This is a genomic window from Leisingera sp. CC-HEC093 (assembly GCF_059429195.1).
This window is the reverse complement of sequence record NZ_JCAIJR010000001.1, coordinates 640,719-661,463: the sequence shown is the minus strand read 5'-3', so window position 1 is coordinate 661,463 and position 20,745 is coordinate 640,719. Positions and strand designations below refer to the sequence as shown.

General features: G+C 63.0%; 21 protein-coding genes. 8 read left to right on the top strand and 13 right to left on the bottom strand.

What is annotated here, in order from left to right; translation table 11 throughout:
- Positions 1 to 195 precede the first annotated feature (195 nt).
- Positions 196 to 897 carry a GntR family transcriptional regulator gene (locus tag AC5STB_RS03190; protein WP_495441549.1) on the bottom strand — a complete coding sequence of 234 codons (702 nt, stop codon included), beginning with the start codon at positions 895 to 897 and terminating at the stop codon, positions 196 to 198.
- Positions 898 to 1,097: 200 nt separating this feature from the next.
- Here AC5STB_RS03190 and AC5STB_RS03185 point away from each other — a divergent pair, with 200 nt between their 5' ends.
- Genes AC5STB_RS03185 through AC5STB_RS03175 form a run of 3 tightly spaced genes read left to right on the top strand, consistent with a single transcriptional unit; the run spans position 1,098 to position 4,288 of the window.
- A complete protein-coding gene (locus tag AC5STB_RS03185) occupies positions 1,098 to 2,183 on the top strand; it encodes a TRAP transporter substrate-binding protein (protein WP_495441548.1) in 1,086 nt (361 codons plus the stop codon).
- 60 nt (positions 2,184 to 2,243) lie between these two features.
- Positions 2,244 to 2,738 (top strand): TRAP transporter small permease subunit, encoded by a 495-nt coding sequence (locus AC5STB_RS03180; protein ID WP_495441547.1) that lies wholly within the window; start codon positions 2,244 to 2,246, stop codon positions 2,736 to 2,738.
- On the top strand, positions 2,738 to 4,288 hold the full coding sequence (locus AC5STB_RS03175; RefSeq protein WP_495441545.1) for a TRAP transporter large permease: 1,551 nt from the start codon (positions 2,738 to 2,740) through the stop codon (positions 4,286 to 4,288). The genes AC5STB_RS03180 and AC5STB_RS03175 overlap by 1 nt, the downstream gene beginning before the upstream one ends.
- A 350-nt stretch (positions 4,289 to 4,638) precedes the next feature.
- Here AC5STB_RS03175 and AC5STB_RS03170 read toward each other — a convergent pair whose 3' ends face one another.
- The 8 genes from AC5STB_RS03170 to ectA all read right to left on the bottom strand — a co-directional run bounded on the left by AC5STB_RS03170 (position 4,639) and on the right by ectA (position 12,401).
- Positions 4,639 to 5,166, bottom strand: a complete 528-nt coding sequence (locus AC5STB_RS03170; RefSeq protein ID WP_495441544.1) for a PqiC family protein — start codon at positions 5,164 to 5,166, stop codon at positions 4,639 to 4,641.
- Positions 5,167 to 5,197: 31 nt separating this feature from the next.
- Positions 5,198 to 7,282 (bottom strand): MlaD family protein, encoded by a 2,085-nt coding sequence (locus AC5STB_RS03165; protein WP_495441543.1) that lies wholly within the window; start codon positions 7,280 to 7,282, stop codon positions 5,198 to 5,200.
- A complete protein-coding gene (locus AC5STB_RS03160) occupies positions 7,269 to 7,913 on the bottom strand; it encodes a paraquat-inducible protein A (protein WP_495441542.1) in 645 nt (214 codons plus the stop codon). Before AC5STB_RS03160 ends, AC5STB_RS03165 begins: the two co-directional genes overlap by 14 nt.
- Positions 7,880 to 8,497: a paraquat-inducible protein A gene (locus AC5STB_RS03155; RefSeq protein ID WP_495441541.1), complete on the bottom strand. Its 618-nt coding sequence runs from the start codon at positions 8,495 to 8,497 to the stop codon at positions 7,880 to 7,882. The genes AC5STB_RS03160 and AC5STB_RS03155 overlap by 34 nt, the downstream gene beginning before the upstream one ends.
- A 157-nt stretch (positions 8,498 to 8,654) precedes the next feature.
- Positions 8,655 to 10,091, bottom strand: a complete 1,437-nt coding sequence (locus tag AC5STB_RS03150; protein ID WP_495441540.1) for an aspartate kinase — start codon at positions 10,089 to 10,091, stop codon at positions 8,655 to 8,657.
- 31 nt (positions 10,092 to 10,122) lie between these two features.
- Entirely contained in the window at positions 10,123 to 10,515 is a 393-nt protein-coding gene (locus tag AC5STB_RS03145; protein ID WP_495441539.1) for an ectoine synthase, read from the bottom strand.
- A 3-nt stretch (positions 10,516 to 10,518) separates the two neighbouring features.
- Positions 10,519 to 11,808 carry a diaminobutyrate--2-oxoglutarate transaminase gene (gene ectB / locus AC5STB_RS03140; RefSeq protein WP_495441538.1) on the bottom strand — a complete coding sequence of 430 codons (1,290 nt, stop codon included), beginning with the start codon at positions 11,806 to 11,808 and terminating at the stop codon, positions 10,519 to 10,521.
- A gap of 62 nt (positions 11,809 to 11,870) precedes the next feature.
- Complete coding sequence (ectA, locus tag AC5STB_RS03135) at positions 11,871 to 12,401, bottom strand: diaminobutyrate acetyltransferase (RefSeq protein ID WP_495441537.1); 531 nt, start codon at positions 12,399 to 12,401, stop codon at positions 11,871 to 11,873.
- A 214-nt stretch (positions 12,402 to 12,615) separates the two neighbouring features.
- Between ectA and AC5STB_RS03130 the strand changes: the two genes are divergently transcribed.
- Entirely contained in the window at positions 12,616 to 13,092 is a 477-nt protein-coding gene (locus AC5STB_RS03130; RefSeq protein ID WP_495441536.1) for a MarR family winged helix-turn-helix transcriptional regulator, read from the top strand.
- Between the two features lie 87 nt (positions 13,093 to 13,179).
- Here AC5STB_RS03130 and AC5STB_RS03125 read toward each other — a convergent pair whose 3' ends face one another.
- Genes AC5STB_RS03125 through AC5STB_RS03110 form a run of 4 tightly spaced genes read right to left on the bottom strand, consistent with a single transcriptional unit; the run spans position 13,180 to position 17,395 of the window.
- A complete protein-coding gene (locus AC5STB_RS03125) occupies positions 13,180 to 13,962 on the bottom strand; it encodes an arginine deiminase family protein (RefSeq protein WP_495441534.1) in 783 nt (260 codons plus the stop codon).
- 3 nt (positions 13,963 to 13,965) lie between these two features.
- A complete protein-coding gene (locus AC5STB_RS03120) occupies positions 13,966 to 15,570 on the bottom strand; it encodes a 5-guanidino-2-oxopentanoate decarboxylase (protein ID WP_495441533.1) in 1,605 nt (534 codons plus the stop codon).
- On the bottom strand, positions 15,567 to 16,751 hold the full coding sequence (locus AC5STB_RS03115; RefSeq protein ID WP_495441532.1) for a pyridoxal phosphate-dependent aminotransferase: 1,185 nt from the start codon (positions 16,749 to 16,751) through the stop codon (positions 15,567 to 15,569). The genes AC5STB_RS03120 and AC5STB_RS03115 overlap by 4 nt, the downstream gene beginning before the upstream one ends.
- Positions 16,748 to 17,395, bottom strand: a complete 648-nt coding sequence (locus tag AC5STB_RS03110; protein WP_495441531.1) for a TetR/AcrR family transcriptional regulator — start codon at positions 17,393 to 17,395, stop codon at positions 16,748 to 16,750. The genes AC5STB_RS03115 and AC5STB_RS03110 overlap by 4 nt, the downstream gene beginning before the upstream one ends.
- A gap of 96 nt (positions 17,396 to 17,491) precedes the next feature.
- Here AC5STB_RS03110 and AC5STB_RS03105 point away from each other — a divergent pair, with 96 nt between their 5' ends.
- The 4 genes from AC5STB_RS03105 to AC5STB_RS03090 are packed head-to-tail and all read left to right on the top strand — an operon-like array spanning position 17,492 to position 20,607.
- Positions 17,492 to 18,289 carry an ABC transporter ATP-binding protein gene (locus AC5STB_RS03105; protein WP_495441530.1) on the top strand — a complete coding sequence of 266 codons (798 nt, stop codon included), beginning with the start codon at positions 17,492 to 17,494 and terminating at the stop codon, positions 18,287 to 18,289.
- A gap of 39 nt (positions 18,290 to 18,328) precedes the next feature.
- On the top strand, positions 18,329 to 19,093 hold the full coding sequence (locus AC5STB_RS03100) for a transporter substrate-binding domain-containing protein (protein ID WP_495441529.1): 765 nt from the start codon (positions 18,329 to 18,331) through the stop codon (positions 19,091 to 19,093).
- A gap of 9 nt (positions 19,094 to 19,102) precedes the next feature.
- On the top strand, positions 19,103 to 19,849 hold the full coding sequence (locus AC5STB_RS03095) for an ABC transporter permease (protein WP_495441528.1): 747 nt from the start codon (positions 19,103 to 19,105) through the stop codon (positions 19,847 to 19,849).
- Positions 19,846 to 20,607 carry an ABC transporter permease gene (locus AC5STB_RS03090; protein ID WP_495441527.1) on the top strand — a complete coding sequence of 254 codons (762 nt, stop codon included), beginning with the start codon at positions 19,846 to 19,848 and terminating at the stop codon, positions 20,605 to 20,607. Before AC5STB_RS03095 ends, AC5STB_RS03090 begins: the two co-directional genes overlap by 4 nt.
- Positions 20,608 to 20,745: the final 138 nt, after the last annotated feature.

Genomic DNA, 20,745 nt, shown 5'->3' with positions numbered 1-20,745 from the left:
TGAACGGGCGGCTTTGACGCTTGCTCCTCGTCCTCGCAGGCGGTCAACACCGGCAATCCCGGGACGATCCCAGCGAAGCGGCCGCAGAAAAGCTGGTGCGAACGTGCGCCAGCCCCCGCCGGCCTAGGCCAAGGAGGCGCTGCTTGCTGGCCTCTTGCCTGATGCCCCGCCCCGGATTGCCGGCGGCGGCTCTTCTCAGCCCTGGGTAAACAGCTGATAACCGGGGTGGGCGACGGCGCAGAGGCTGGTAATCGGAGCGTCGCCGATCCAGGTGGTGCGTTCCATCACGAACAGGGCGTCACCGGGCTCGCTCTGGAGGGATTCGCTATCGCTGGGAGTGCCGGGGCGGGCGTAGAGCCGCAGGTCGCAGCGGCTGTATGGACGGTTGCGAACCAGCCATTCGTTTGCGCTTTCGCGGGTCAGGTCCACCGACTGTATTTCCGGCACAGTTTCCAGGCAGATCCAACGGTCCTCGAAAATGTAGGGCCGGCTGTCGGCCAGGTGCAGGGCCTCGACCCGCAGCATGGGGCGGGGTTCGGGCAGGCCGAAATTGGCCATGATGGCCGGGCTGGATGGCTGCACGGACTGCCGGATCAACTGGTAACCATAGGTGCTGCCCTTTTGCTCGACCTCGAGCCGGGTGATCGGGATGTTGAGTGTTGCGCGGGTCACCGGATCGCGCCGCACCGTGGTGCCGCCCTTGCGGCGCCGTTCTACCAGCCCGCTTTGGGCCAGCTCGCGCATTGCCCGGTGCACAGTAGAACGGGCGCAGCCGAACCGTGCAGCGAACTCCGCATCCCGCGGCAGTTTGTCCCCCGGTCCGTAGGTGGAGTTCAGGATCATCTCCCGGATGCTGTCCCGGATCGTCACCCAGGAATGCCGTTGCTTGTCCGTCATCGTCCTCCTCAGGTCAAACCGGGAAAATGTGTTCTGCCGCTCCATATTGCATTCTGCGCGGAAAGGCGAAACTGAGCCGCGCACCCGTGATTGACAATAATATGTAGCTACATATTAATGTAAAGAACGTACAATAAATCAAGATCTGCGCTGCCGCCAGCGGCCCGCTGCAGATGACCGACAGACGGAGGACTGGAGACATGGAAAGACGCGCATTCTTAAAGGCTGGCGCAATGGGCGCGGCGGCGGCCACGCTGTCAAGCCCGGCCATTGCCCAGGGCACGATGCAGTGGAAGATGGTCACGGCATGGCCCAAGAACCTGCCCGGGCCGGGTGTGGCGGCGCAGATGCTGGCCGACCGGATCACCACCCTGTCGGGCGGCCGGATCGAGGTGAAGCTGTTTGCCGCGGGTGAGCTGGTGCCGGGCCGCGGCGTGTTCGATGCAGTGTCTGAAGGCACCGCCGAACTGTACCACGCAGTGCCGGCCTATTGGGGGTCCAAGTCCAAGGGCATCCTGTTGTTCGGCTCGCAGCCGTTCGGTCTGCGTGCGGACGAGCAGTTCGGCTGGCTGTACCACGGCGGCGGTCAGGCCCTTTATGATGAGATGTACGGCCGCTTCGGCATCAAGCCGTTCCTGTGCGGCAACTCCGGCCCGCAGTGGGGCGGCTGGTTCAAGACTGAGATCAACTCTGCCGAAGACCTGAAGGGGCTGAAGTTCCGTACCACCGGCCTCGCCTCGGAAATGGCCTCGAAACTGGGCATGGCGGCAGAGGCCACCAGCGGTCCGGCGATGTTCCAGGGCCTGCAGACCGGAGCGCTGGACGCAGGTGAATTCATCGGCCCTTGGACCGACAGCGCGCTTGGCTATTACCAAGTGGCCAAGAACTACTACTGGCCCGGCGTGGGCGAGCCGTCCTCAGCCGAGGAATGCGGCGTCAACGCAAATGCCTTTGCCGAGCTGCCCGATGACTTGAAACAGGTCGTGTCGCTGGCCTGCGAGAGCCTCTACAACCCGGTTTGGACCGAATACACCACCAAACATGCGCTGGCTCTGAAGAAGATGGTGGACGAGGATGGCGTGCAGGTCAAAATGTTCCCCGAGGACGTGATCGCCGCGATGGGCGCCGCGGCCAAGGAAGTGATCGCCGAACTGCAGGACGACGAGGATGAGCTGGTGCGCCGCATCACCGAAAGCTTCCTAGCCTACCGTGACAGCATTGGCGGCTACATGACCTATGCCGACAACGGCCAGATGAATGCCCGTGCCACGGTGATGGGCTACTAAGGCTGCAAGGACTGCCGGTGCCCGCAGCCGCGGGCGCCGGTTTTTGATTGGGAGAGCAGAATGCAACGGGTTGCTGATGCGCTGGACGGTGTAAACCGCAGCCTGGCGCATGTGGTGCGCTGGCTGGCGCTGATCATGGTTCTGGCACAATTTGCCATTGTGGTCGGGCGCTATGTGTTCGGTGTGAACTCCATCGCGGCGCAGGAAAGCGTTCTCTACATGCACGCCACTCTTTTCATGCTGGCCGCGGGCTACACGCTGCTGGTCGACAAGCACGTGCGGGTGGATGTGTTCTTTGCCGGCCTCAGCCGCCAGGCACAGCGCCGAATTGACATCTTCGGCCACCTGTTTCTGCTGCTGCCGTCGATGGCGGCGCTGCTTTACTGGTCCTGGCCGTCGGTGCGCAATTCCTGGTCCATTCTCGAAGGCCCTATCGCTGTTGGCGGTCTTGAGGCCGTGTTTCTACTGAAATCGCTGATCCCGGCATTCTGCGTACTGGTGATGCTGCAGTCCCTGGCGCTGCTGATCCGCCTCCTTGCCGAAAGCGACGCCTGATGACCGCCTATCTTGACCTGATTATGTTCGCAGCTCTGATGGCTGCGATCCTCATGGGATTTCCGGTCGCCTTCTCCATTGCCGGTGTTGCGATAAGCTTTGCCTATCTCGGCTGGGTGCTGGGGGTGATGGATATTTCGCTGTTGGGCGCGCTGGGTCAGCGGGCATTCGGCCTCCTCAGCAATGAGGTACTGATCGCCATTCCGCTGTTCGTGCTGATGGGCGCGATCCTGGAAAAAAGCCGCATCGCGGAAGAGCTGCTGGACACAATGGGCCGGCTGTTCGGCCAGTTGAAGGGCGGCCTGGGCATTTCGGTCGTGCTAGTGGGGGCACTGCTGGCGGCCTCGACCGGCATTGTAGGCGCCACCGTTGTGGCGATGGGTATGATTGCCCTGCCGGCCATGCTGCGTGCCGGCTATGATCCGCGGGTGGCGTCGGGCATTGTCTGCACTGCGGGCACGCTGGGCCAGATCATCCCGCCCTCGACGCTTCTGATCATTCTCGCCGACGTTATGTCGAATGCCTATCAGCAGGCCCAGTACGAGCAGGGCAAGTTCTCGGTCGAGGCCTTGTCGGTGGGGCAGTTCTTTGCCGCCGCGCTGGTGCCGGGGCTGGCGCTGGTGGTGCTGTATCTTCTGTATATCCTGGCCCGGGGCCTGCTGCGGCCGCAGGACATGCCATCAGCGCCGGCCGGGAAGGCCCGTCCGAACGGCGGCGAAGTAGTGCGTGCGGTGGTGCCGCCGATCCTGCTGATCTTTGCCGTGCTCGGTGCCATCCTGGGGGGTGTCGCCACCCCGACCGAGGCAGCATCGGTGGGCGGCGTCGGCGCCCTGCTGATGGCGGGGGCGCGGGCAGGGGGCCCGGCCCGGCTGATCCTGTTCGGAGCGGCGGCGCTGATCCTGCTGGGGATCCTGTCCGGCGTCCATCCGGTCCGCTTGCAGCGCAGCGACCTGAGCAGCGGCGACCTGGCGGCGGGCGTGTTCTATGCGCTGCTGGCCGGGGCAGGGGGCATTGCAATACTCGCGGCCCTGCGAAGCGGTTTGCAAAAGCGTATCCTGCATGAGGCGGTGACCTCGACCACCACGATGACGGCGATGATCTTCGCCACCATCCTGGCGGCGGGCATGTTCTCGTTGGTGTTCATCGGCCTGGGCGGCGAGGAGCGGGTGGCGCATTTCCTGGCCAGCATGCCCGGCGGGCCGACCGGCGCCCTGCTGTTCTGCATGCTGTTCATCTTTGTGCTGGGTTTCTTCCTCGACTTTGTGGAGATCTCGGTCATCGTGCTGCCGCTGGTGACACCGGCGCTGATCCTGATGGGGCACGATCCGATCTGGCTGGGCATCCTGATCGCGATCAACCTGCAGACCAGTTTCTTGACGCCGCCGTTCGGCTTTTCGCTGTTCTACCTGCGCGGTGCGGCACCGAAGGAGGTCACCACACGCCAGATCTACCAGGGGGTGGTGCCGTTTATCGGTCTGCAGGCGCTGGGCGTTCTTCTGGTCTGGCTGATCCCCGGCCTTGCCACCTGGCTGCCTGCTGCAATTTTCTGACAGGTGGTACCCTTTGTTAGGACTGCTGTGCCGTGGCCTTACAATCTGCGGCGTACAGGGCGGCGGTGCGTGCCAGCAGGGCTGCGATTTCGGAGTAGCAAGAGCCGCAAGTTGTGCCTGCCTTGCAGGGCGCCACCAATCGCTGCAACACTCAGCAGGCCACCTGTTTCGATGATTCTGGCCAGGGCATACGGCGGGGCCAAACTGTCACGCCCGGGGCTGAAGGTGGATGCCATTGGGGCAGCGGCCTGCTGAGACGTGTTTCCCATCTGCATTGATCAGCCGTGCGGCAGGCGCGTCCGCGGCCGCTGAGAGGGGCCGGCGTGCCCGCCTAAGCACGGGCGGGCGTTCTATAGGGACAGGGAAACCTGCCGGACAAGTTCTGCCAGCGCCAGCGCCAGCGCCTCAGCGGTGGCAGACGGCCCCGTGCCGGTGACGGGCGTGCCGATATCAAACCGCTTCACAAATTCCCGCACGGTGCCCTCAGGCGAAGAGACCGCGAACTGGCCGGACAGCTCAAAGATGCCATCGGCGCGGGCATAGACCTGATCCACCCGCACATCAAGCCGTGCGTCCGGGCCGGTGTTCAGCGGCCAGGGTTCGATGGCTGCGGCGGCACCGGTACGTTCGTTCAGGCCGCGGGCCAGAGCGGCGGTCATGCCGCGGGACGGGTCATCCGCCCATTGCGCCCCCTCCAGTGACAACAGCGCGCCGCCTTCGCCCTCGGCGACGATGTCCGATGCGGCAGCATAGGAGGGCAGGGAGATCAGCCGTACTTCGATCGTGCGCGAGCGCAAGTTGGCCACGGTCCCGCCGGGGGCGGAGGAAATCAGATACCGCGGATCATTGGCTGTGCCGCAGGCGGCAAGCAAGGCCAAGGGAAGCAGCAGGCAAAGGTTTTTTTTCATATCACTTACCAAACAGCAGGGAATTCGGATTGCGTTCAATCTTGCGGGCGAGTTGAGAGACCGAGCGGGCGGCTGCCTTAACCTCGCGCAAAGCATCCAGCGTCTCAGAGTTGAAGCTGGAGCGGCCTCCGTAGGAGGCGACCAGCGCTTCGGACTGGGCGACAAGGCGTTCCAACCGGGCCGAGAGCGCGGGCAGCCCCTCCGCTGCGGCGGCCACGGCATCGGCGGCACCGCGGGCAGACGCCATAGTGGCGTTCGCGTTGTCTACCAGCCCGCCCTCGCGCAGCGCAGCGAGAGTGGCTTGCATTTCCCCGAGCGCAGAGGTCAGTGCCGGGGGCAAGGCACGGGCACCATCGGTGCCGATCACAGCATCGGCGCTGTTCAACAGCTGGCTGGCGGAACGGATCAGTTCTTCGGCCTCCAGCGAATTTGCCTTGGCCGCCAAGGCGCGGAAATCGGCCACCAGCGCGGGCAGGTCTTCGGAGGCGGCGGCCAAACTGGCGGCGGCCTGGCTGCCCTGATCCAGGGCCGCGGCCAGTTTGGCCGCCGCCTTACCCTGCTGCAGCTCCGTCAGCAGTGCGCGCAGGTCGGTGACGGCAGCATGCAATTCGCCGGGCAGGGCACGGGTGCCGGGGTCGGTCACCAGGGCGCGCGCGTCTTCCAGCAAGGCAACTGCCGCCACAGGGGTCTGGCGGGTGCTTTCGGCAGAGGCCAAGCCTTCAATGCTCGCCAGCGTCGCGATGACCTGTGCCATCAGCTCTTCGACCGGCAGCGCGTTGATGCGTTCCAGCATGCCTTCGGCGGTTGCGGTGAAATCCGGCAGGTTCGAGGGCGCGCTGGGCAGCTGCGGGAACGGCTCGGTGTTACGGGCAAACTGCGCAGGCTCCACCTCTTCCAGCGTCACCAGCTCGACGATCAGCTCTGAGCTGAACAAACTGGCGGAGGCCAGCCGCGCGCGCAGGCCGCTTTCAACCGCCTGCTCCAGAAAATCCAGGGCTTCTGCCTCGCCCGCACCGGGCGGCAGGCCCATCAGCGCAGGTTCAAGCAGCAGTTTGGCAATCAGCCGCACCTCGGCCTCATTGCTGTCGCTTTGGATGGCGGCGTTGAGGCTGCTGACCTCGCCGACCTTAACGCCGCGCAGTTGGACCACCGCACCGCTGGCAAGACCAGCCACCGACTCGTCAAAGGCGACCGAGACCGCAATCCCGCCGGACAGGGTGCGGGCAAAAGCAGTACGGCGGGCGGCGGCTTCATCGGCATGGATGTCGAAGACCGTGCCCGGCCCGGCCGGCTCTCCGCCGTCGAACACGGAATCGAATTCGATGCCTCCGGCCACAAGCGAGGCAATGCTGTCCACATCCAGCGACAATCCGCTGGGCCCGATCGAAACCGAGAAGCCGGAGCTGTCCCAGAACCGGGTGGCGGAGTTGATGCGCCGGTCGTGGGGGGCGTCGATAAAGGCATCGACGACGATGCTGTCGCCGCTGACCGTCAGACGCGGTTCTTCCAGACGGCCGACCTCTATACCGCGGAACAGAACCGGTGCGCCTTCGGAGATCATCCGGCCGTCATCGGTGCGCAATGTAATCCGCCGCCCGCCCCGGCCAGGCTGCGACAACGGCGGGCGGTCGGTGCCCTGGAAATCGGTCTGCGTGGTGCCGAGCTGCTGGTCCCAGCTGCCTTCGATATAGACACCTGACAGCACCGTGCTGAGCCCCGAAATGCCGCGCGCGGACACTTCCGGGCGCACCACCCAGAATGTAGCATCTGCATCCAGATAGGGGGCGATTTCCTTGTCGATGCGGGCTTGGACGGACACTTGGCTCAGGTCGCCGGCAAAGCCGACTTTCTCCACCTGGCCAATTACCACGTCACGGTAGCGCACAGTGGTTTCGTTGGCGGCGATACCGGAGGCGTTTTCAAAGTGGATGGTGATCAGCACGCCGCGGTCGGAATAGGCTTTCCAGGCAACGCCGAGGGAAACCGCCAGCGCCACCAGCGGTACCAGCCAGATCAGCGACAGGTTGCGCCAGGGCGAAGGGCGCTGGGCCGAGATTTTCATCGGTGCGGGATCAGGCGTAGTCATTTAAACGCTCGCTTTCCGCGTTCCAGATCAGGCGCGGATCAAAACTTTGGGCTGCCAGCATGGTGAAGGCAACCGACAATGCAAAACTGACCGCCGCAGCGCCAGGGGCCACAGCGGCGGCAAAATCAAGCTGGACGAGGGCGGTCAGGATTGCCACCACAAACACATCTATCATCGACCACCGCCCGATAAATTCGACCACTTCATAAAGCATCAGGCGGCCATGGCTGCCAAGGGCTGCCGGTCTGCGGACAGAAACCGCCAGATAGGCTATGGCCAGGAACTTGGCCACTGGGATCACGATGCTGGCGAAGAAAACAATCAGGGCGACGCCATAGGAACCGTGGCTGAACAACTCGGCAATGCCGCCGATCAGTGTATTTTCTGAGCTGCGGCCGAAGGTGGTGGTGCGCAGCATCGGGTAAGTATTGGCAGGCACATAGGCGATCAGGCCCGCCGCCAGCCAGGCCCACACGCGCTGCAGGCTGGCAGGGCTAGCGGGCTCCAGCGGGCCGCCGCAGCACGTGCAGGCCCGGCTGCCGCCCGGGTTGGCGGTTCCGCAGGCGCGGCAGCCGGTCAGCCCGGCACTGGCAGCAGTCAGGAGCGGCTGCGGGACTTCAGGGTTTTCCATACGGTCAGCCTGCAAATGGAATTGTCGGTCAGGATGGTAACTACCAGAAGCGCGGCAAAGGCCCAGAAGGCCGGACCCAGCCCGACCTGGGCCAGGCCTGAAACTTTGACCAAAGCCACGGCCACGCCAATAATGAAGATTTCCGCCATTGCCCAGGGCCTCAGCCGTTCTGCCCAGCGGTAAGCTGCAGCTGCGTGCGGTGCCGGGTGCCAGCCAAGAGCCATAGGCGCCAGAGTGTAGATCAGCGCGCAGTAGCGCGCCGCGGGCAGCAGTACGATCAGCAGGCCGGTTGCCAGCGATAGTGGCGCCATCGGCCCGCGTGAAAACGCCAGCACCGCATCCAGCACAGAGGCCTGATGCGACAGCCCCTGTGCCGTCAACTCAAGAAAAGGAAATCCTGCCGCCGCAGCCAACAGGATCAGCGCGGTCAGCGACAGCGTCGCGATTCGGGTCATGGCGCCGGATTTTGGTGCCGCCAGCACCGTGCCGCAGCGGGCGCAACGGGCAACTGTGTGCGCCTTTACCTCCTGGTCGCGGTTCAGCGCGTCGCAGGTCGGGCAGGCAATGAGCTGTTCTGGGTCCATGTCTCCGGTGTCCGCCTTCGCCGCTTGTCCAGCCGCCGCGCGCGGGCGCAGCGGCTGGCGCTCATGATCACGAAAATGCGGACCATATCAATCGGAACATGGCGCCCTCTGCCGCGGCGCAGGCGAATGGCACCCTAGCAAGGGTGCCGGCACAGGCTCAGGCGGCCTTGGCTTCTGCAAGCTGCGGCGGGCAGGAAATAAGCGCCTCGTGCAGAGCCTTAACCGCAGTTTCGGCGGACTTTCGCGGAACCGCGAATTGCACATCGACGTTGCGCGGCGCCTGATGGGCGGCGATCACACCGATACCAGCCCGGTCCAAGGCCTCCAGTCCACGGCGCAAAGCGCTGAGCCCGGACAGGTCCCGCCCGATAACGGCGACGATGGACAGCGCACGGGTGCTTACCTTGGCCGAGGGGTAGGCGCTTTCCAGATCGTTGATTACCCGGCGCACGGTTTTTAAAGAGCCCTCGACATAATGGGTGATGGTGTTTGCGTTCGAATTTTTGGAGATTATCCGGACGCGATGGCGCCGCAGCGCTTCGAGCACCGTGGTGTCGTACCCCTTGACGCCGACCATATCCTGCTCGAATAGCTCCAGCGCCACCGCGTCGATGCTGGTCACAATTTCCGCACCCGGGGCCTCGGCGGGCTGGCTGTCGATCAAAGTGCCGGGATCGGAGGGTTCAAAGGCGTTTGTCACCCGCAGGGCAACATCCGATTGGCGCAGGATTTTGGCTGCATTGGGGTGAATGGCCTCCATTCCCATGTTCGATAGCTGGTCGGCCACGTCGTAGTTGGTGTGTCCGAGCTTGCGCACAGCACGGGTTCCAACCAGCATCGGGTCGGCGGAGGACAGGTGGAACTCCTTGTGGATAATGGCTTCTCTGGCCTTGGTCAGGGCGGCAATGCTGGAGAATGTCACCTCGGAATAGCCGCGGTCGTATTCGCGCATCAGTCCCTCGCTGCACTGGGCGTAGCCGGTGACGATGGGCATTTCCGACGTGAGGTCGAAATCGCGAAGCCCGCTGGTGATCCGCTGCTCCAGTGAGCATTCGCTTTCATCGCGCCAGCCGCTGAGATCGGCACAGCGGGCGTTTACCCCGGCGCGCTGCAGCATCAAGGTCGTAACAAAGGCAGAATGTGCTTCGCCCAAACCGGAGAGCAATTCGCGCACCAGCAGCATCTGGCTCGACAGTCGGAAGTGGCCGTAGGAGCAGAGGCGGCGCAGGTCGATCAGGCAACTGCGGGCGCCTTCGATACGGTCTCGCACGAACTCCTCTGCCCGGGCACGGTCGGCCGGATTTTCCAGCACGCTGTTGTGAGCCTCGGCCATGGCGCCGCCCACGCGGCTCAGCGCGTCGAGCCAGCCGTGGCCGGTATCGTCATTGGCAAACAGCGCATAGACGCCGGGCTCGCCGGTCTTCTTGTGTTCCAGCAGCAGGTTGGTGATCCCGCCGAAGGCGGAGACCACATAGATGCGGTGGTAGAGCGCGGCACCGGTGCGGCCGCCGATCAGCAGCGTGTCGCGCAGCTCGCGGATACGGCTCATTGAGGTGCCGCCGATTTTCTCGACGGTGTGGTCAGGGAAATTCAATGTGTTCCACCCGGCCTCTGCCGGGGCCTCCTCAGGTGGTTTCCAGCGCGTAGGAGCCGTCTTCACGGTGCACTTCGGTGCCGGTCACCGGCGGGTTGAAAACGCAGGCCATGACCAGCTCTTCCTCGGCCCGCAGGATATGCCGGTCGTGCTTGTCCAGCGCGTACATGACACCAGGCCGGATCAGATGGGTTTCGCCAGTGGCCAGGTCAGTGATCGAGCCGGAACCCTGCATGCAGTAGACGCTCTCGAAGTGGTTCTTGTATTCGAACGTGTGTTCGGATTCGGCTTCGAGGAAGGTGATGTGGAAGGAGAAACCCATCCCATCGTCGGCCAGCAGCATACGGACCGAAGACCATTGGGCGTCAGACACCACGCGGCTGCGGTCGCTTTTGATAATGTCGTTGTAGTCGCGAACAATCATGTCTTACTCCGCTGCAAATTTGCTTGAATCAGTCACACCGCGGATCGCGCCACGCAGGATTTTGAGGCCCTTTACAAACGTGTCCTCAGGCGTGGTCAGCGGTGCCAGCACCTTGACCACCTGATCCTCATTGCCGGAGGTCTCGATGATCAGGCCGTTGTCAAAGGCATGGGCGCAGATGCTGGAGGCCAGCTCGCCGGAGCCGACATCAAGTCCCTGCATCATGCCGCGGCCCTTGAGATAGGAGCCGGGGATCAGTTCGGACATCTCCTGCAGCGCAGCGGTCAGCAGGCGGGCCTTGGCGGCGACGCTCTGCTGGAAGCCTTCATCTGACCAGAATTTTCGGATTGCCACGCTGGCGGTGATGAAGGCGTGGGCATTGCCGCGGAAGGTTCCGTTGTGCTCTGCCGGGCCAAAGACGTCATGTTGCGGGCGGGCCAGCATCAGCGCCATCGGCAAGCCGAAGCCTGAAACCGATTTTGCCAGCGTCACGATGTCGGGAGTTATCCCCATCTCCTCGAACGAGAAGAAGCCGCCGGTGCGGCCGCAGCCGGCCTGAATGTCGTCGATGATCAGCAGTGCACCGTGTGCCTCGGCAAGCGCAGCGATGCGCTGCACCCATTCGGGGCTGGCGTCGTTCAGGCCGCCTTCGCCCTGCACGGTCTCCAGCAGGATCGCGGCCGGGGCGTCGACGCCGCTGGAGGCATCGTTCAGCATCGTCTCAAGATAGGCGGCTGTATCAACATCTGCACCGAAGTAGCCGTCATACGGCAGCCGGGTGACGCCGTTCAGCGGCGTGCCGGCGCCGCCGCGGTGGTAGCTGTTGCCGGTCGCCGCCAAAGCGCCCAGGGTGACGCCGTGAAACCCGTTGGTGAAAGCGATGACATTGGTGCGCCCGGTCACCTTGCGGGCCAGCTTCAGCGCAGCCTCAACCGCGTTGGCACCGGTCGGGCCGGTGAACATGACCTTGTGGTCCATGCTGCGCGGCCGCAGGATGTGTTGGTCGAACGCCTCCAGAAAGTCTGCCTTGGCGCTGGTGTGAAAATCCAACCCGTGCGCCAGCCCGTCGGCGGAGATGTGGTCAAGCAACGCAGCCTTCATGTCCGGGTCATTGTGGCCGTAGTTCAGCGAGGAACAGCCGGCCAGAAAATCGATGTAGGTGCGGCCTTGGCGGTCGGTCAGTTCCGAGCCCTTGGCCTTGGTGAAAACCGTGTCGAAGCTGCGGCAATAGCTGCGGGCCTCGGATTCACGGCGTTTGAAAATAGAAATCTTGGCAGACGTATCAGTCGGCATCATATGTCCTTTGGGAATTGTACAAATCAGAGCGGGGGTGCGCCACATGGGATCAGGCGGCCTCAGGCTGCCCAGCTGGGCGCCTCGGAGAAATCGATCGTGACCATGTGTTCGGTGCTCTGCCGGTCCCGGAAGTGCTGGCCCTGGGTGTAGTGGGGCTGGCTGTTCAGAGGCGCGCTCCGGTTGGCTGCAAATTTGTGAAACAGTGCCCAGGAGGCCCTGTTTTCCTGCGTGATAGTTGTTTGCAGACGCTTGATCCGATTACAGGCCTTGCGGCGCAGCAGGCCGGTTAGCATCAACGAGCCGAGACCAGTTCCGCGTGCTTTCTCCGACACTGCTACTTGCCAGACAAACAGGGTTTCCGGGTCGCTAGGCAGGATATAGGCGGAAACCCAGCCGGTGGTCTCTCCGTCGGTCTCGGCAACCACGCAAGTTTCGCGGAAGTGGTCGCATTGGATCAGATTGCAGTACATTGAGTTTTCGTCGAGCGGCTTGCAGGCTTGCACCAGCTCCCAGATTTTGGGCCCGTCGTCTGCTGTGGGTTCGCGCAGCGAAGGGGCGGCCTTCTGGAATAGTTCCAATGCGTGTCGCATCTGTCCTGTTGTCTCCATTTTTTGCTTTGCTAAGCTAAGTATATTGCGGAGGAAAATTTTTCAAGTGTGTAGAAGGATCCTGCGGCATTGCGTCCTTTACGTTGATTTCACGTAGCTTTTCAGCGGCGATTGTTTGGTTTTGTATTTAGGCAATCAAACTAATGCCGGTGCGGGCGTTCTTGATTGTCCCGTTGCACTCTGCCAGAAGCGGGCTATGGACCGCATTGATGCCAGCCTGATCGCCCTGCGCCGTATTCTGCGTGCAACCGACCTGTTCGGACGGGAGCTGGCGCAGTCTGTCGAATTGACTGCAGCGCAGTTCCGGGTGCTTCAGATCATCGCGGGCAGCGAAAACTGCACTGCCAAGATGATCTCGCAGCGGATGCGGATTTCCCAGGCGACGGTGACTTCGCTGGTCGACAAGCTGGTCCGCAAGGAGATGGCGGTTCGGGAGAAGTCGCTGGCCGACCGGCGCCAGACGAATATCCTGGTCACGGAAAAAGGGCGCCGCGCGATCGCCGACGCGCCGGATCCGCTGCAGCAACGGTTCGTGCGCAAGTTTACGGCTATGGAAGACTGGGAGCAGGCGGCGCTGATTGCGGCGCTGGAGCGGGTCGCGGCTATGCTTGATGCGGAGGATATCGACGCAGCGCCGGTCCTGGATACCGGCGAGTCCCTCACATCCCCCTGAAGGCCGACCGCGCTGCTTGGGCGGTGTCGGCAGCGGGGCGGAAAAAATTGCGCGCAGCCGTGGCACGGCTGCGCGGCAGGGGCGGGTTCAGAACCGCAGCGACAAGCAGGACATGCCGCCGTCCAGTTTAGCGCAATCGGTATTGTCGATCTCGACGATCTCGTATCCGGCCTTGTCCAGCATTTCCGCCGTGCGAGGGAAGCCTGCGGCCATCAGCACCAGGTTGTTGAAGCGGATGGCGTTGGCTGCGGCTTCCTCGCCATCGGCTACGTGCAGGACCTTGTAACCTTCGAAACAGCCGGAGGCATCAAGGCGCTTGGTTGACAAGATTGTATCGGCGTCCACCAGCGAGCAGTCGGTTTTGAAGTGCAGCACGCCCTCGGGGGTGAATACCTCTCGCAAAGCATGGCCCCATTCTGCGGCTATCTCCGCCAGTTCGGCCACGCCTTCGGCGTCGGTGCGGTCGGAGCGGCCGACCAGAATTTCCTTGCCGGTCACCAGAATGTCGCCGCCTTCGATATGGCCGGGGCCGGAGATTTCGCGCACGTCATCGTAGCAGGTGCGCAGAGTGGGGGCCATTTCGGCCACCTCACCCAGCCGCGACGGCGCGCCGGGGCGCATCAGGATGGCGCCCTGCGGCAGGCATAGGGCGGTGTCCTCGACGAACTGGGCGTCGGGGAAGGCCTCCAGCGAGTCTAGCTCGATCACTTCGGCGCCGGTGCTGCGCAGAGCGGCGACATAGGCAGCGTGGGCGGCCAGCATGCTGTCAATGCTGGGGTTGCCAATGTCCTCCGCGCGCAGACCTTGGGCAATTGTTGAAGCTGGGCGGCGGGTAATGGCGCGGGTGAATTCAAAGGTAGGGTTTCGCACGTGTTACTCCTGGGCTGGAACGGATTCGGTGACATTGATTTCTAGAATGGAAGGGGTGCTGTGTTTGCTGGCCTTCAGGAGTGCGTCGGCAACTGCCTGCGGTTCCGCGGATGAGCGGGTATAGGGGATGCCGAAAGAGGCAGCGGCGGGGCCGAACTCCGGCGGCGTGGGGTCGCAGCCGACCACGGGGACGTCCACGGCCGCCATCGAGGTGGCGATCTCGCCGTAGCCGCGGTTGTTCCAGATCACGAAGGTAATGGGTAAATTCTCATCCACTGCGGCCATGACCTCCGGCAGGGAGAACTGGGCGCCGCCGTCGCCGGCAATGCAGACCACATGCGCGGACGGGTCGGCAATTGCGGCGCCGATGGCGGCGGGAATGCCGAAACCGAGCGCACCGTAGCCAGTGGCGGCATTGAACCAGCCGCCGGGGCGGTCGTGGTCATAATAGAGGTTGCCAGCATAGATCGGCTGCGTCGAGTCTCCCACCATCAAGGCGTTCGGCACCGCTTCGCGCATGGCGTTCAGCACCTCGACCTGCTGGCGGTAATCCGGGCCGATCTCCTCGTACGCGGTGGTGCGGGTCTGGTCCGCCCGTTCGGTGCCCCGGCTTTCCTTGGGCGCTGAGGGAAGTGCTGTGAGCAGTGCTGCTGCAGAGTCACCGGCGCGGGCGTGAATGGCGATGTCTGTCCCGTGGCGGGCCAGCTGGTCAGCGCAGACGTCCACCCGGATTAGCCCGGCCATCCGGGCCATGCTGCCGGTGGCATACATGTCATAATCGGTCGGCCCAAGCTCGGTTCCCAGCGCCAGGACGCAATCGGCGTCTTCGATCAGCGAACGCACAGCTTGCAGGCTGGGACTTGCGGGAACGGTCAGCGGATGGCCATGCATCAGCCCACGGGCATTAACGGTTTGCACCACGGGGGCGTCGAGGCGTTCGGCCAAGGCTTGCACTTCCGCAGCTGCGGACTTGGCGCCGCCGCCTGCAAGGATCACAACGTTGTTTGCGGCGGTCAGGCGTTTTGCGGCTTCGGCAATTTTTTTCTGGTCAGGCGCCTGCTGATCGGGTGCGGTTCCGGATGCGCCGCCCTGTGCTGCCGCTCCTGCCGCATCCAGCGGGACCTGGATGTGAGTGGGGCCGGGGCGACCGTTGGCGAAAGGGGAAAAGGCACGGTCAAGCGCGGCCTCCAGATCGCTGGGCCTGGCGACATGCTCGGAGGTCAGCGCCACCGTGCTGGCCAGCGCGTGCTGGTCCGGAAGCTCGTGCAGATGGCCGTGGCCCTTGCCCAGGGTTGCAGTGGCGTTGACGCCGGATACCACCAGCACCGGCACCGAATCTGCGCGGGCCTGCGCCATGGGCGTGAGTGTATTTGTGAGGCCGGGACCGGTGATCACAAAGGCCACGCCCGGTTGTCCGGAGATCCGCGCGTAACCGTCTGCCATGAACCCCGCGCCTTGTTCGTGGCGGGGGGTGATATGACGGATACCGGAGGCGGCCAGGCCGCGGTACAGTTCCACAGTGTGGACGCCGGGAATGCCGAACACGCAAGTGACACCGCGTGCCTTCAGGCCGTCAACCAGGGCTTCACCAACTGTTTTCGTGGTCATGCGGCGCCTCTTGCATTGCGGTTTGCGTGGGCAGCGATCCTGTCGATCGCGGTGGCAAAACTGATGTCATCAATGGTGAGGGCGACCCGTACCCAGTTGCGCAATCCGTCGCCGAAAGCAGAACCGGGCATCACGGCGACGCCGCTGTCCAGGAGGTCCCAAGCATAGGTGTCGCCGTCCATCCCAGTGGCTGAGACGTCGATCAGCGCGAACATGCCAGCCTCGGGCCGGTGGACGCGCAAGCAGGAATCTGCGTGCAGGCGCTGTTCCAGCAGCGCGGCGCGGGCGGCAAACCGGGACGCCATGCCTGCGGCCACGGAAGATCCCTCGCGCACCGCCCTTTCGGTCATGTCGGCGATGAAGGGCTGATTGCCGAACAGCATGGTTTCCGAGACCGGCAGCAGAGCTGCACAAAACGCGGCTGGTCCAACGCACCAGCCGCTGCGAAAACCTGGCGCAGCATGCGATTTGGAGATCGAGGAAACAGCGATGACCCGTTCCGCCAGTGCCGGATCGGAGAGGGGGGAGGAGAACTTTGCGCCTTCGAACACGAGGTGCTCATAGACCTCGTCGGAAATGATCCAAAGATCGTGTTTCACCGCCAGTTCGCCGATTTCGCGCAGGTCCTGCGGTGTCAGGATGGCGCCTGTCGGGTTGTGCGGGGTGGTGAGTAGAATCGCGCGGCTGCGCGGGGTGATGCGGGCGGCAATGTCGCTGGCCTGCATCCGGAAACTGGCTTCGGGCTGAAGCGGCACCGGCACCATGGCGGCGCCGGACGCGCGGATCACGCCTTCATAAGTGGCATACATCGGGTCGCCTACCAGCACCTCGGTGCCGGGTTCTGCCACACCTTGCAGCACCGCAAAAAGCGCGGTCTGGGTGCCGGGAAAGCAGAGGATGTTTTCCGGCCCGAAGTACCGTCCGCGGCTGAGGGAATATGCCTCAGCCAGCGCTGCGCGCAGTTGCGCCTCGCCTCTGCCGTCGGAATAGCCGGTGCGGCCCGCGTGCATGGATTGCGCAGCGGCCTCGATCAGTTCCGGCGGCGTCGGCACATCGGGCTCGCCGATGGTCATCTCTACCAGGTCGGTGCCGGCTGCAGCCATTTGCCGTGCCTTCAAGTGAACTTCCCATTTGCCGCCGCCCAATCCAGCCAGCCGTTCGGTGATCGCAGTAAGCCTCATGGTGTTTCAGCCCCTTGTTCCAAGCTTAGTCCGGTCATGGCAGCAACCGATTGCCGCCCGATTTCTGCCAGCTCCCCCGGTGCGAAGGCATCAGGAAGGGCGCCGCCTTCCAGCCACAACCCGTCAATCAGCGCGTTGCAGGCAATCGCCAGCTGTCGTAACCGCGCGGGCGGGGCCGGTTGGCCCGCTTCTTCCAGCGCGGCGGTGATCAGCGCCTCCAACTGGTCGCGGAAATAGGCATAGGTGCGTTCGTGTGTCGCTTTCATGTGGGGGTCCTGCTGCACCTTGTTGAGAAAGCTGGCCCAAAGCGCGATGGATCGCGGATCCACGACTGGCGGGGTGAGTGAGGCATTCACAAAGGCAATAAGCCGGGTCAGTGCGGATCCCTCAACAGCCGATGCCGGGGCGAACGTCTGGTCGGTCATGAAGGTCATGTGGTGTTCATAGGCCGCGGTTATCAGCTCTTCCTTGGAGCTGAAATAGTGCCGAATCAGCCCTTGTGTCACATCGGCGCGCTCCGCGATTCCCCGCACCGTTGCCCCGCGCACGCCGTTTTCGGCCACCAGCTCTAGCGTGGCTAGAATCAGCGCCTCCTTCCTGGATGCTGCGGATTCACGTTTGAATTTACGGCGCTCGTCGCTCACCTCAGCTCCCATTTTTATCGCCCAGATAAATTATACGCTTGCATAATTGCGCGAGTCGCGGCTTACTGCAATCGGAAAATTCGGGAAGGCGTAAAGATGGATACAGCCGCTGCGGCCGCATCAGCTCCGGAGACAGATACGCGCCGTGAGGCGATCCGGGTCGAGGATCTGCACAAGTCCTTTGGTAATCTGGAAGTGCTGAAAGGCGTCGATCTGACCGCGCATCAGGGCGATGTTGTGGCGATCATCGGCGGCTCCGGTTCCGGCAAGTCCACGATGCTGCGCTGCATCAATTTCCTGGAAACACCAACCTCCGGCAAGATATTGATCGGCGGCGAAGAAGTGGCAATGCGAGGTGATGGCAGCCCGGCCAATCAGAAGCAGATCGAACGCATCCGGACCAAGCTGGCAATGGTGTTCCAGCAGTTCAACCTTTGGAGCCACCGTACCCTTCTGGAAAACGTGATCGAAGTGCCGGTGCATGTGCTTAAAGTGCCCAAGGCCGAGGCCATCGAGCGGGCACACGAGCTGCTGAACCGTGTGGGGCTTGGCGGCAAGGAAGACACCTATCCCGCCTATCTGTCAGGTGGCCAGCAGCAGCGGGCGGCTATTGCCCGTGCGCTGGCTGTAGATCCGTCCGCAATGCTGTTCGACGAGCCGACCTCAGCGCTGGACCCGGAGCTGGTGGGCGAGGTGTTGACGGTGATCCGCGGTCTGGCTGCCGAAGGGCGCACCATGCTGCTGGTGACTCATGAGATGAAATTCGCGCGCGAAGTCGCAAACCACGTTGTCTATCTGTACCAGGGCCGCATCGAAGAGCAGGGGCCGCCTGCCGAGGTCTTTGGCAATCCGCAATCAGGCCGTCTGAAGCAATTTTTGAGCTCGGTCGCCTGACGCAAAACTGTCTCAAGAAAATCAACAGGGAGAGACCATATGAAACTGAAAGCATTGCTTGCCGCTGCAACGGCAGCTGCCGCACTGACTGCCGGTGCCGCTGCTGCAGAACAGGTGAAGATCGGCATCGCCGCAGAACCCTATCCGCCGTTCGCCTCGCTCGACAGCTCTGGCAACTGGGTCGGCTGGGAGGTCGAGGTGATTGGCGCGGTCTGCGCTGCCGCTGAACTGGACTGCGTGATTACGCCAGTGGCCTGGGATGGCATCATTCCGTCGCTGACCGGCCAGCAGGTCGACGCCATTATGGCGTCCATGTCGATCACTGAGGAGCGGATGAAGACCATTGATTTCTCCGACCCCTACTACAACACGCCGGCGGTGATCGTGGCGGACAAGTCGATGGATATAGAGGCGACTCCGGAATCGCTGGCAGGCAAGATCGTTGGCATTCAGGCTTCGACCATCCATCAGGCCTATGCGCAGGAATACTTCAAAGATGCGGAACTGAAGGTCTACCAAACACAGGATGAGGCCAACCAGGACTTGTTTGCGGGCCGCATCGACGCGACTCAGGCGGACAGCATTGCGATGGCTGATTTCGTGGGTTCGGACACTGGCAGCTGCTGTGAAATCAAGGGTGCGGTGGCCGACGACCCGGCGATCCTGGGCCGCGGCGTCGGCGCAGGTGTACGCAAGGGCGACGACGCGCTGCGCGAGGCGCTGAACAAGGGTATCGCGGCAATCCTGGCCGACGGCACCCACGAGCAGATCACCGCCAAGTATTTCACGACCAGCATCTACTAAGGTGCTGACGTGACCGGACTGTTTGATTTTCTGGGCCTCGGCGCCAGCGCGGAGCTGCTGTCGCTTTCGGGCTGGGGCGGCAACCTGCTGCGCGGGCTTGCCAACTCCCTGCAGATCGCCTTTGGCGCTTTTGGGTTGGGGCTGGTTATCGGGCTGTTCGGGGCCTACGGAAAACTCTACGGCGGGAAGGTCACGCGTGATCTTCTCGCCATTTACACCACGGTGATCCGGGCGGTGCCGGAACTGGTGCTGATCCTGATCCTCTACTACGTCGGCAGCGATATCATAAATAAGATCTCCGAAGCCATGGGCGGCGGCCGGATTGAGATCAACGGCGTCGCGGCCGGCATCTGGGTGCTCGGCGTGGTGCAAGGGGCCTATGCCACCGAAGTGCTGCGCGGCGCTATCCAGGCGGTCCCCGTCGGCCAGATCGAGGCGGCGAAATCCTATGGCATGCCTGCCTTTATGATCATGCGCCGGGTGACGATTCCGGCGATGATGAGCTTCGCGGTGCCGGGGCTGGCAAACTTGTGGCTGATCGCCACCAAGGACACTGCCCTGCTGGCCGTGGTCGGTTTCAATGAGCTGACGCTGGAGACCCGCCAGGCGGCAAGCAGCACGCGGGCCTATTTCACCTTCTTCCTGGCCGCTGGGTTCCTGTACCTGATGGTGACGCTGTGCTCCGGTGCGGTTTTTGCCCGGATTGAGAAATGGGCGCGGCGCGGGCAGCCTTCACTGAAGGGGGGCACGTCATGACTGGTTTAAAGGAACTGATGCAGCCGCACCGTATCGTCATGATGCTGATCTTTGCGGCGCTGGTGATCTGGTGCGCGGTTTCGCTGCGCTGGGACTGGCTTCCGAAATATGCGCCACTGGCGCTGGAAGGGTTGTGGACGACGATCTGGATCTTGGCGGTATCCCTTGTCATCGGGTTCCTGCTGGCAGTGCCGCTGGGGTTGGCCCAGGCCGTGGGGCCTTGGTATCTGTCCATTCCGGCCCGCACATTCTGCACCATCATCCGCGGCACGCCTTTGCTGTTGCAGATCTGGCTGCTGTATTACGGGCTGGGTTCACTGTTTCCGCAGTTTCCCTGGATCCGCTCGTCCGAACTGTGGCCGTACCTGCGCCAGGCCTGGCCTTATGCGGTGCTGGCGCTGTCTCTGTCTTATGCGGGCTATGAAGGCGAAGTGATGCGGGGCGCATTCTCGGGGGTAGCCAAGGGGCAGCTTGAGGCCGCGAAGTCCTTTGGCATGCCGAGGTTCACCATGTTCCGCCGGATCTGGTTGCCGCAGGCGATCCGCAATGTGCTGCCGACTTTGGGCGGAGAAACCATCCTGCAGCTGAAGGCAACGCCGCTGGTGGCGACGATCACGGTGATGGAAATCTATGCGGTCTCCTCGCGCGTGCGGGCTGATACATTTATCGTCTATGAGCCGCTTTTGCTGTTGGCGCTGGTCTATATGGCGATTGCCGGCGTGATTGCCCTAGCCTTCCGGAGGTTGGAGAAAGGCTGAAATGACGGGTGTTTAGCCCATATTCCGAGTCGGAGAAATTTGGCCCGGAATTTCTGATTTATCTGACATACATCAAATAACGGCGCTGAAGTTCCCTCTAGTGTCGGCGGCAAATGCAGCAAGAGAATCTTGTAACAG

Bases quoted from the DNA above. Each gene is read 5' to 3' on its own strand.
- AC5STB_RS03190 (WP_495441549.1), bottom strand. From the start codon at position 897: ATGACGGACAAGCAACGGCATTCCTGGGTGACGATCCGGGACAGCATC.
- AC5STB_RS03185 (WP_495441548.1), top strand. From the start codon at position 1,098: ATGGAAAGACGCGCATTCTTAAAGGCTGGCGCAATGGGCGCGGCGGCG.
- AC5STB_RS03180 (WP_495441547.1), top strand. From the start codon at position 2,244: ATGCAACGGGTTGCTGATGCGCTGGACGGTGTAAACCGCAGCCTGGCG.
- AC5STB_RS03175 (WP_495441545.1), top strand. From the start codon at position 2,738: ATGACCGCCTATCTTGACCTGATTATGTTCGCAGCTCTGATGGCTGCG.
- AC5STB_RS03165 (WP_495441543.1), bottom strand. From the start codon at position 7,282: ATGACTACGCCTGATCCCGCACCGATGAAAATCTCGGCCCAGCGCCCT.
- AC5STB_RS03160 (WP_495441542.1), bottom strand. From the start codon at position 7,913: ATGGAAAACCCTGAAGTCCCGCAGCCGCTCCTGACTGCTGCCAGTGCC.
- AC5STB_RS03155 (WP_495441541.1), bottom strand. From the start codon at position 8,497: ATGGACCCAGAACAGCTCATTGCCTGCCCGACCTGCGACGCGCTGAAC.
- AC5STB_RS03145 (WP_495441539.1), bottom strand. From the start codon at position 10,515: ATGATTGTTCGCGACTACAACGACATTATCAAAAGCGACCGCAGCCGC.
- ectB (WP_495441538.1), bottom strand. From the start codon at position 11,808: ATGCCGACTGATACGTCTGCCAAGATTTCTATTTTCAAACGCCGTGAA.
- ectA (WP_495441537.1), bottom strand. From the start codon at position 12,401: ATGCGACACGCATTGGAACTATTCCAGAAGGCCGCCCCTTCGCTGCGC.
- AC5STB_RS03130 (WP_495441536.1), top strand. From the start codon at position 12,616: ATGGACCGCATTGATGCCAGCCTGATCGCCCTGCGCCGTATTCTGCGT.
- AC5STB_RS03120 (WP_495441533.1), bottom strand. From the start codon at position 15,570: ATGACCACGAAAACAGTTGGTGAAGCCCTGGTTGACGGCCTGAAGGCA.
- AC5STB_RS03115 (WP_495441532.1), bottom strand. From the start codon at position 16,751: ATGAGGCTTACTGCGATCACCGAACGGCTGGCTGGATTGGGCGGCGGC.
- AC5STB_RS03105 (WP_495441530.1), top strand. From the start codon at position 17,492: ATGGATACAGCCGCTGCGGCCGCATCAGCTCCGGAGACAGATACGCGC.
- AC5STB_RS03100 (WP_495441529.1), top strand. From the start codon at position 18,329: ATGAAACTGAAAGCATTGCTTGCCGCTGCAACGGCAGCTGCCGCACTG.
- AC5STB_RS03090 (WP_495441527.1), top strand. From the start codon at position 19,846: ATGACTGGTTTAAAGGAACTGATGCAGCCGCACCGTATCGTCATGATG.